The following is a 10,048-nucleotide window of genomic DNA, read 5'->3' on the forward strand; positions in this document are numbered from 1 at the left end:
GGGGGGAGCGGCGGAAGCTGTTTGCGCAGTTGGCAGAGCAGGGGGAGGAGCGGCGGAAAAACGGCGGCTGTTTCCTGGATGCGGACTTTGCCAAAAAACTGCCCAAGGCGCTGTCCTGGCACCGATGTGCCCGCACCCAGGAGGGAATGGAGTATTACATCCCTCAGGGGGTGTTGGCGGTGCCTGTGGAAGGTGTGGTGACCTTCCAGGCCCCTGTGCCAAAGCCCAAAGTAAAAAGAAGAAGGAAAAAGACGCTCCCGCCAACGAAATGACGGGAGCGAAAAAAGTTTGTTATTCTGCTGTACGGGGACGCAGAGCAGAGAGAACCGCACCCAGAAGGATGCCCACCACGGCAGGTAGGACCCAGCCAAGCTTCACATCAGCCAGAGGGATGCTCTTTAAAAGGGCATCCAGGCCAAACAGAGGAATCTTCAGATCCTGTAAGGTATACAGGATACTAGCTACGGTGGTAAAGGCAATGCCCACAGGATAGATGGCCCACAGCTTCTGGACACGGCCGGGCAGGAAGGCCAAGAAGATCAGCACGATAGCCGGGGGATAGAGGATATTGAGAATGGGCACGGAGATGGCCAGAATCTGGTCCAGACCGGCGTTTGCGATGATCATGCTGACCACGGCGAAAAAGGCCGCCCAGGCGGGAATAGAGAGCTTGGGAACCAGGGTGTTGAAGTAGGAGGCGCAGGAGCTGATCAGCCCGACACAGGTGTTAAAGCAGGCGATGATGAACACAGCAGCCAGCAGTACCGAACCGACAGGACCAAAGATAGCTCCCACCACGTTAGTCAGGGTGACTGCACCGTTGGTGGTGCCGGGGAAAGCGGTACTGGACAGAGCGCCGATATGGGCCAGCATAGAGTAGACCACCGCGAAGAGAATCGCAGCGATCACGCCGGCGCGGATGGTGGTCCGCAGGATGGGACGTTCCTGAGTGACGCCCAGGGCCCTGATATTGAGGACGATGACAATGCCGAAATTCAGACCCGCAATAGCGTCCATGGTCTGATAGCCGGTCAGAAAGCCCTGGACGGGAGCCATGTGGTCATAGGGAGCTAAAGCAGGGCCGTATTCGCCCACAGGGTGAATGAGGCAGCCCACAAAGATCACCGTCACCAGCACCAGGAGCATGGGGCACAGGATCTTTCCCAAGCGGCTGGTGAGCCTCTCCGGATGAAGGGCAACGATAAAGGCGGCGGCAAAGAAGATCAGGGAGTATCCCAGCTGGAACCAGGTGGTGGAGGTGCCGGCAGGGAGGAAGGGAGGTACCGCCATCTCAAAAGAAGTGCTGGCGGTACGGGGGATGGCCAGACAGGGGCCAATGGACAGATAGATCAAGATCGTGAAGATAGAGGCAAACAAGGGATGGACCCGGCTGGCCAAGGCGTTCAAACTGCCCGCCCGGACAACGGCGATCACGCCCAGAATGGGCAGGCCGATGGCGCTGATGGCCAGACCGGCCATGGCGGGCCAAGTTTGTACTCCGGCTTGGGCGCCCAACTGGGGCGGGAAGATCAGATTGCCTGCTCCGAAGAACATGGAGAACAGGGTAAAGCCAACCAACAGTTGTTGTTTTCGGCTGAGCTGCTGCATAGAATAAGTTTCGCTCCTCTCAAATGATTGCAATGTGATGTTTGAAAGAAAAAAGAAGGCTGAGGAGTTCTTGCTAGAAATCCAGAGGCTGTTCTTATTATAGATGATATCCACAAAAAAGGGAAGCGATAAAATGGGGAAACAGGACAAAACAATGGAAAAAACTAGAAATTAGTCGAAGAGAAAAATATTTTAAAAAACCTATTGACAATCGTCGAAAGTTTGGTATAATAACACCTGTCCTTGTGACAGTGAAACAAACCGCAAGGCAAAACAAAGAAATAGCGGGATTGTGTAAGGGTAGCACGACAGACTCTGACTCTGTTTGTGAGGGTTCGAATCCTTCTCCCGCTGCCAAAAAAACGACTTGCAAAAGCAAGTCGTTTTTTTCTTTGTACAGACCACGAGAATACAGTCAATTGGGTAAGACTATGATGGATGCGGGCAGCCTCCATTCTCGATTTTAACACAGCAGCCGCCTGTTGGAAACCAATCCAACGGGCGGCTGCTTTTTTTACGCTGGAATTTGTGAATGTCAAACACTGTGTTTGCGAGTGGGACTGTTTAGAGAGAAGAAGTTTTGAATTTTTCTTCAATCTCCAGTTCTTTGTTGAGAGGTTCATAAATGAAAAACTGAGACAAAAAGGTAATGTACCAAAATCCTAAAACAGGAACCAGAAGTAAGGTCCAAGGAGCAAAAAGTACGTAGATCATAGCATAGATCAGCTGCAGTACAGCGATCCCTGCCATGCGCCAGGCATATTTTGCAGTGAACAGGATGATGTTTCTCATCCGGTTCAGCGCAGTCTGGCGAAACAGGACCAACTGCGGCCAATAAAGGGAATTGAGAAGAAGAAACAGGGCGGCAGAAAACAGATACAGGGCAATAGTACCCAGCGACTGAGGCGCCGCAGACCACCAAAAGAGGGCAGCCATAAAGGCATACATGCCGATCAGCAGACCAAGAACCGCCCCCGGAAGCAAACTCTCCCGGCCGTTTTGACGCAGGCTCTTCCGCCAGGCTGTCCACCAGGACTCCGGTGCATCCCGCAGTCCCCGGAGGATCCCGTCGTAAAGTCCTGCCAGAAAGGGTCCCCAAATCATTCCACCCACAATGGAAAGGGGGATGAGGACCAGAATGCTGCTGGACAGGATGGCATACCCGATGCCTGCTGCCAAAGGAAGTGCGCCTGCTACTGTGAGCAGATTGAGTTTGATCCAGGAGAAAGCATGACGGGAGAGGAGCTGTTTATAGCGGTTAAATCCCACCTGACGTACATCGGGATCGTAGTATGGATCCTCATGGACAAATAAACCCACAAAACTTCCACCTTTCGTTCAACTAGTTCAACGGGCTGTAATGGCAGCCGTCCAAAAACTGCAGCAGAATATCCCGTTCCTGTCCGGTAAAATCCTCCTGACAGGCCAGCTCGGCGCTGATTGCATATGTACCATAGACCGTGAACGCAGAGATCCCGCGGCCGTACGGATTGGTGTCTGAACCGCACTCATAGGTCAGCAAGGTGTACTCCTGGCCGTTGTGGGTCTCATTCCAGGTTTCTGTCACGGTATAGGTCTCCTGCTCTTTGGATATCCACTCATCCAGGTTTTGCTGGGCATATGAAGCGTCGGCGCAGCCAGCTGCAAGAAGATAGAGCTGGGCGTCATAGACCTCCACCTCCTCATTATCCTCATTGGTGTAAGCAGAGGAATCACCGGCCACCCAGGCGGCGTAGTAAATATCCTCTCCGGTCAGCACCGAGTAGTTGTCCAGCAGAGAAAATCCGTTTCCCGGTTCCTCGGCGCCCAGCACGGAACCCAGCATGGTCCAGCTGGAGTCCCAAGGTGTTCCATCGGCAGCTTGTTCAGGGTACTGGCTGCATCCGCTCAGACCAAGCAGGCCTGCCAGAAGCAGAGATATAACCCCGTATTTCCAGCGTTTCACTGGCTACTCCCCCTTGTGATAACATCCCAAAGTGCATCGCATTGTGTGGCATAAGAACAGGTGCGATCGGTCCAGAACCCGCGACGAGCCACAAAAAGCTGGTTCAAAAGTTCCTGACTGTCGCCCTGAATTTCCTGGTCCAGAACTTTTTCCGTGTACTCACCCAGAGAGAGCTGCTGGAGTGTCGGGCAGTCCGACCAGGACAGACAGCAGCTTTCGTAGTCGTGATCTATTTCCTCCGGCAGACTCCCGTCCAGGCGGCGCAGGACCTGGTAGTTCTCCTGAAAAGCTGCCGGATCCTCCAATAAGAAAAAGTAGCTGTCACAGGAGTCCAGGTCGGCCATCAGTCTGGTGCTGCTGGCGTAGGAGTAAACAGCACCTTCGCCTGAAGTATCGCCCATTACATATTGGTTTACCCGGACTACGACCTGACCATCGCCGTCACAGTCGCTTCCCAAATCTGCCAGAGCAGTTTCCAGTGCGGTGACAGTATCCTCCGGCAGAGCGGTGGAGCCTACATAGGCCACTTGATAATCGGGCGTTACTTGCCCAAAGCCCAGAGCTCTGGCTACCAGATAAATGGATGCAGCAAGCAGTCCTGCGCCCAGAAGTACATACCATTTATGGTAATACCACCAGTTTGCCCGTTTCTGCCGTGGAGTCAGCTCTACCGTCTGGTCGGGCTTCACGTCCCGGTATTTCCATTTCAGATATTCACTGGCCATATGTCCTTTTCCCTCCGCAGTGAGCTCATGCTCTGTCCCGGGTGGTGCCGCCGGGGGCGTAGCTCACCGGAAGGCAGATAAGGCTGGGCAGGTCGTTTTTGTCCTCAATACCGTCCTCATCAGCCTGTACAGCCTGCTGTGGACCTTCCCCATCCCCATTATCCTGTCCCTGATCATCAATCAGCTCCGCTTCCGGCGGTATAAGCGGCTGGTCCAGACGGTACTGTATGCCCCCCATTTTATCTCCATCATGGTGGTCTGCGGTATGCTGCGCATCTTCCTGAGCCCCTCGGGCGGCCTTATTAACCTGATCTTCGGCACCAGCATCGACTTTCTCACCGAGTCCTCCGCCTTCCGCACCATCTACATCGCTTCGGGCATTTGGCAGGACGCCGGCTGGGGCTGCATCATCTATTTGGCCACCCTGGCCAACGTGGATCCCGGCCTCTACGAGGCGGCTAAAATCGATGGCGCTTCCGTGTTCCAGCGCATTAAAAATATCGATCTGCCCGAGCTGCTGCCCATGGCTATTTTGAACCTCATCATGGCCGCCGGCGGATTGATGAACGTGGGCTTTGAAAAGGTATGGCTTCTCCAGACCGACCTCAACAAGGCCACCAGCGATGTCATTGCTGTATATGTCTATCAACAAGGCATTGAAAACGCCAAGTACAGCTACTCCACAGCTGTGGGCCTGTTTAACACGGCGGTCAACATCATTTTGCTGCTTATCGTCAATAAGATCGCGTCCAAGGCCTCGGACGTGGAATTTGTGTAAAGGAGGGGAAGAACATGAACAAATCGCGCGGACTGTCTGAGCGCACCAGCGATATCGTTCTGGTGGCTATCACCGCGGTAGTGCTCATCATCGTGGCCTATCCCCTCTACTATGTCCTCATTGCCTCGGTCTCCGATCCCTACGATGTGTACGCGGGCAAGACCTTCCTGCTCCCCAGCGGCTTCACCTTGGACGGATATGCGGCAGTCTTCCAGGATCCCAACATTGTCTCCGGCTTTTTGAACTCGGTGAAATACACCTTGATCGGTACCGTGTTCTCGGTGACCATGCTCTACATCACCGCCTATCCTATGGCCCAGCGTGACCTGCCCGGGCGGAAGTTTTTCAGCATCTTTTTCCTCATCACCATGTACTTTGGCGGCGGCCTGGTCCCCACCTACCTGGTGGTCAAGAGCACCGGCCTGGTGGGCAGCATGTGGTCCCTGTTCCTGCCGGGCGGCGTCGCCGTGGGCAATATGATCATCGTGCGCAACTACTTCCAGAACAGCGTCCCCAAGGACCTCATCGAGGCTGCCCAGATTGACGGCTGCTCCAAGATGGGCATTTTCCTGCGTATCGTCATTCCCCTCTCCAAGCCGATTCTGGCCGTTATGGCGGTTTTCTCCATGGTGGCCTATTGGAACGACTGGTTTACCGCACTGATCTATCTGGGCGGCAAAGGCTCTCCGCTGCCTCTGGTCATGCGGAACATCCTGATCAAAGTTCCGCCTCTGCCTCTCAGGCGGCTACCATTTCCGGCGGCTATGCGGAACTGAACAAGCTTACCGAGCTGCTGAAATTCTGTTCTATGATCGTGGCGGCAGTGCCCATGCTGGTCATTTATCCCTTTGTCCAGAAGTACTTTGAAAAGGGCTTTATGGCCGGCGCGGTGAAGGGCTGAGAAAGGAGAGAAAACCATGAAACAACCTTGGAAGCGGGGCCTTGCGGCCTCCCTTGCGGCCGTCGTATGTACAGCGGGCCTGTCTGGGTGCTCCAGCGGCCTGGTGAACAATGTGAACACCGGGGAGATCAACCCCAACACGGAGCAGACGGAGTTTAATATCATGGGCGGTATCTCCGCCCTGTCCAGCGGCTACGAAAATAATGAAGTGCTCAACCAGCTGCAAGAGAATGTGGGCATCAAAATCAATTGGGAGACCATGTCCGACTCCCTGGCCGAGCAGGTAAACATCCGCATCACCGGCGGCCAGTACCCCGATGCCTTTATGGGCGTGGGTTTCTCCAACTACGACCTAGCCCGGTATGGGGACGACGGCACCTTCCTGGACCTGACTCCCTACCTCACCGAGGACATCATGCCAAACCTGTGTGCCATCCTGGAGGAGCACCCGGAAATCCGGGCTGCCATCACCCAGGAGGACGGTAAGATCTACGGCCTGCCCTCCGGCGAGCAGATGACCACCGCCGGCATCGGCGCGGACATGGATGACGCCTGGTCCATCTATACTATTCCCCAGTTCAGCATGATCAATAAGGCGTGGCTGGATGAGCTGGGATTGCCCGTGCCCACCACCCTGGATGAGTTCCACGACGCCCTGAAGGCGTTTAAGGATAACGATATGTCCCACACCTACTATGGAAACGCAGCCGGTTCCACCATTCCCATGTCCACCGGCTTTGATGAGTGGTGCTGGGGCCAGAACATCTTTTATTCCGGCTTCGGTTTTACCAACTGGCCCAACGACGTGTGCAATGACCTGCACCTGAAAAGCGATGGTACGGTGGAGTTTGTCTGCGTCTCCGACGCTTACCGGGACTGTATGGACTATTTCCACAACTGGTACAGCGAGGGCCTAATGGATGTGGAGATGTTCAGCCAGAGCGACAGCCAGCTGATGGCCAAGTGCCAGCAGGGCTATGTAGGTGTATCTACCTGGTGGTACATTGACGAACTGATGGGGGACTACGCTGACGACTATGTGTTCCTGCCCCCTCTGTCCGGCCCGGAAGGAACCCAGTATGAGGATGTGTGCGAAATCACCATCCGCCCGGGTTCTCCCATTTCCTCCGGCCAGCTGTGTATTACCGGCAAGTGCCAGAGCCCTATCAATCTGCTGAAGTTCTTTGACCAGTGGTACGACGGCGAGACGGTGATGCAGCTGCATTACGGCCCCGTCGGTGTCTACTTCACCGGCCAGGATGAAAATGGTATGTGGATGTCCATTACAGATGACGAGGCCAAAGAGAAATACGGCAAGAGCGCCGGAGAACTGCGCAACCAGTATGAGACCTACGGTCCCAAGCTGATTTTGGCGGAGTACTATCGGGATGTCTTCTACATGGAACCCAACGCCATCAATCGCCTTACCTGGCTGCAGGAGGACTGGATGCCCTATGTGAAGGACACAAGCGTCTATCCGGTAGACTGCACCTTCACCAGCATGGAAATGGAGACTCTGGACTGGCATAAGCCGGACTTTGAGACGGCTGTGCGGGAACAGGAAGGCCTGTGGCTGAAAAACGGCGGTGAGGGCGGCGGCCCCATCACCGATCAGGAGTGGGAGGAGTACAAAGAATTCCTGATCAAGAAATGCGGGATGAACGACCTCCTTGAGGTCTATCAGGCCGCCTACGACCGCTATACCGGAGCGGAAAATTAAGTTTAGCACTCAAATCAGATCAAAGGATGAGGTTCTATGGTTAGCACACAACTGCAAAAGGCACGAGATTTTGAAGCCCAGTATGGGCCCCATATTCCCGCGGCGGAGCGTCCCGCGTTCCACGCTACCCCTACCATCGGCTGGATGAACGACCCCAACGGATTTTCCATCTATCAGGGGAAATGCCATCTGTTCTACCAGTATCACCCCTATTCCAACGAGTGGGGTCCCATGCACTGGGGACACCTGAACACAGAGGACTTCATCCACTGGGAGCGGCTGCCTGCCGCCCTGGCCCCCGACCAGCCCTGCGACGCCGCCGGATGCTTTTCTGGCGGCGCAGTAGAGCTGCCTGACGGGCGGCATCTTCTGATGTACACAGGAGTTCAGCGGGAGCGGGACGAAGATGGATTCCTTCGGGATGTCCAGACGCAGTGCGTGGCCATCGGTGATGGCCTCAACTATGAAAAATATCCCCTTAACCCGGTCTTGACCAAAAGCGATCTGCCTGAGGGTGGCAGCGCGGTGGACTTCCGGGACCCCAAGGTATGGCGAGAGCAAGACGGAACCTACTACGCCGTTATCGGAAACCGAACCCCTGACGACAGCGGTGCCATTCTTCTCTATAAAAGTATGGACGGCCTGAAGTGGGACTACGTCCGCACCCTGGACGCCTGCCACAATCAGTACGGGAAAATGTGGGAGTGCCCGGACTTCTTCCCCCTGGACGGTCGCCAGGTGCTGCTCACCAGTCCCCAGGACATGTACCCCATCGGACTGGAGTTCCACGCAGGAAACAACGCCCTGTGTCTGCTGGGGGATTACGATGGCGAGGAGTTTCACCGCCAGGCGGTCCAGGCGGTGGATTACGGCCTGGATTTCTATGCCCCCCAGACCCTTGTTGCTCCCGATGGAAGGCGGATCATGATTGCCTGGATGCAGAACTGGGCCACGGCAGGGGCAAAGCCCGCGCACTGCCGCTGGTTTGGCCAGATGACTCTCCCGCGGGAACTGTTTGTGCAGGACGGACGGTTGTGCCAGCGCCCTGTCCGGGAGCTGGATACCTGCCAGAGACAGCAGGTGCTCCATCGCAACATCCCGGTGAGCGGAGAAGTGAATCTGCCGGGAGTCCAGGGCCGGGTTGTCGATATGACGGTGACCATCCGGCCCACAGGAAGCGAGGTATACCGCTGGTTCCGCATCCATGTGGCCAAGGACGGTACCCACGACACCATTATCCGTTACCGGCCCAACGAGAGCACGCTGAAAATTGATCGTACCCGCAGCGGTTTGCCCCATGATATCGTGCATACTCGCAGCTTCCTGGTACGGCCCCAGGGAGGAGAACTGAAGCTGCGCATCATTCTGGACCGGTTTAGTATAGAGGTTTTTGTCAATGACGGCGAGCAGGCGGCCAGCTCCGTGATCTACACCCCGCAGCAGGCCGATGCCATTATCTTTGAGGCGGGTGGCCAGGCTCTGATCGACGTAGAAAAGTACGACCTGATTGTTTAAAAAGGCGGTAGGAAGTATGAAGAAAAGTATTGATGTGGCTGCCCTGGGCGAGTTTTTGGTGGACTTTACCTGCAACGGAGCCAGTACCCAAGGCAATCCCTTCTATGAGGCCAACCCCGGTGGCGCCCCCTGCAATGTGTTGGCCATGCTGGCCAAGTTGGGTAAGCGGACGGCCTTTATCGGCAAGGTGGGAGAGGACCAATTTGGTCATCTTCTGCGCCAGGTGGGCCTGGAAGCGGGCATCTCCATGGATAGCTTGGTGATGGATGCCCACAGCCACACCACCTTGGCCTTTGTCAAAACCGCGGAAAACGGAGACCGGGACTTTTCCTTTTACCGGGACTCTGGGGCGGACACGCTCCTTACTCCGGACGAAGTGCCGGAGAATGTGATTGCCCAGGCCAAAATTTTTCATTTTGGATCCTTGTCTCTCACCGGTGAGCCGGTACGCAGCGCGACCCAAAAAGCGGTAGCTCTGGCCCAGGCGGCAGATTGTATCATTTCTTTTGATCCAAACCTGCGCCCACCTCTGTGGGATAGTTTGGAGCAGGCAAGAGAACAGATCCATTGGGGCCTTGCACAGTGTGATGTGGCTAAAATCTCTGATGACGAGCTTCTGTTTCTCACTGGAGAGACCGATTTTGATGCCGGAGCAGCCAAACTGAGGGAGCAGTTTCCCAATCTGCGCCTGATCAATGTAACTGCGGGGGCTCAGGGAAGCATCGCCTACTACCAGGGACTGCGGGTATTTCAGCCTGGGGTGACGCTGGGCGGTGTGATCGAGACCACCGGTGCGGGGGATACCTTCTGCGCCTGTGTTCTGAACTTCCTGCTGGAGCATGGCCTGGAACAGCTC

10 protein-coding genes and 1 tRNA gene are annotated in these 10,048 nt (G+C 55.4%); 7 read left to right on the forward strand and 4 right to left on the reverse strand.

Annotation, left to right across the window (positions count from 1 at the left end):
- The coding region (locus ACLTXB_RS18020; RefSeq protein WP_428227897.1) for a hypothetical protein at positions 1–272 on the forward strand (272 nt) is incomplete at its 5' end.
- 19 nt (positions 273–291) lie between these two features.
- Here the strand turns inward: ACLTXB_RS18020 and brnQ are convergent.
- Entirely contained in the window at positions 292–1,608 is a 1,317-nt protein-coding gene (brnQ, locus tag ACLTXB_RS18025; protein ID WP_428227898.1) for a branched-chain amino acid transport system II carrier protein, read from the reverse strand.
- A 283-nt stretch (positions 1,609–1,891) separates the two neighbouring features.
- Between brnQ and ACLTXB_RS18030 the strand changes: the two genes are divergently transcribed.
- Positions 1,892–1,965, forward strand: a tRNA-Gln gene (locus ACLTXB_RS18030).
- A gap of 207 nt (positions 1,966–2,172) precedes the next feature.
- Here the strand turns inward: ACLTXB_RS18030 and ACLTXB_RS18035 are convergent.
- The 3 genes from ACLTXB_RS18035 to ACLTXB_RS18045 are packed head-to-tail and all read right to left on the reverse strand — an operon-like array spanning position 2,173 to position 4,278.
- Positions 2,173–2,928 carry a hypothetical protein gene (locus ACLTXB_RS18035; protein WP_110441244.1) on the reverse strand — a complete coding sequence of 252 codons (756 nt, stop codon included), beginning with the start codon at positions 2,926–2,928 and terminating at the stop codon, positions 2,173–2,175.
- 22 nt (positions 2,929–2,950) lie between these two features.
- A complete protein-coding gene (locus ACLTXB_RS18040; protein WP_428227899.1) occupies positions 2,951–3,553 on the reverse strand; it encodes a hypothetical protein in 603 nt (200 codons plus the stop codon).
- Positions 3,550–4,278 (reverse strand): hypothetical protein, encoded by a 729-nt coding sequence (locus ACLTXB_RS18045; RefSeq protein ID WP_428227900.1) that lies wholly within the window; start codon positions 4,276–4,278, stop codon positions 3,550–3,552. Before ACLTXB_RS18045 ends, ACLTXB_RS18040 begins: the two co-directional genes overlap by 4 nt.
- 19 nt (positions 4,279–4,297) lie before the next feature.
- Here ACLTXB_RS18045 and ACLTXB_RS18050 point away from each other — a divergent pair, with 19 nt between their 5' ends.
- The 5 genes from ACLTXB_RS18050 to ACLTXB_RS18070 form a co-directional block, all read left to right on the forward strand.
- Positions 4,298–5,056 carry an ABC transporter permease subunit gene (locus tag ACLTXB_RS18050; RefSeq protein WP_428227901.1) on the forward strand — a complete coding sequence of 253 codons (759 nt, stop codon included), beginning with the start codon at positions 4,298–4,300 and terminating at the stop codon, positions 5,054–5,056.
- A gap of 14 nt (positions 5,057–5,070) precedes the next feature.
- Entirely contained in the window at positions 5,071–5,832 is a 762-nt protein-coding gene (locus ACLTXB_RS18055; protein ID WP_428227902.1) for a carbohydrate ABC transporter permease, read from the forward strand.
- Positions 5,833–5,973: 141 nt separating this feature from the next.
- The gene (locus ACLTXB_RS18060) at positions 5,974–7,677 is read left to right on the forward strand and encodes an extracellular solute-binding protein (RefSeq protein ID WP_428227903.1); all 1,704 of its coding nucleotides are present in this window, start codon (positions 5,974–5,976) and stop codon (positions 7,675–7,677) included.
- 36 nt (positions 7,678–7,713) lie between these two features.
- Positions 7,714–9,192 (forward strand): glycoside hydrolase family 32 protein, encoded by a 1,479-nt coding sequence (locus ACLTXB_RS18065; protein ID WP_428227904.1) that lies wholly within the window; start codon positions 7,714–7,716, stop codon positions 9,190–9,192.
- Between the two features lie 16 nt (positions 9,193–9,208).
- Positions 9,209–10,048, forward strand: an 840-nt coding sequence (locus tag ACLTXB_RS18070; RefSeq protein WP_428227905.1) for a carbohydrate kinase family protein, incomplete at its 3' end; no start/stop codon positions are given.

It is taken from the genome of Flintibacter sp., from assembly GCF_046973065.1.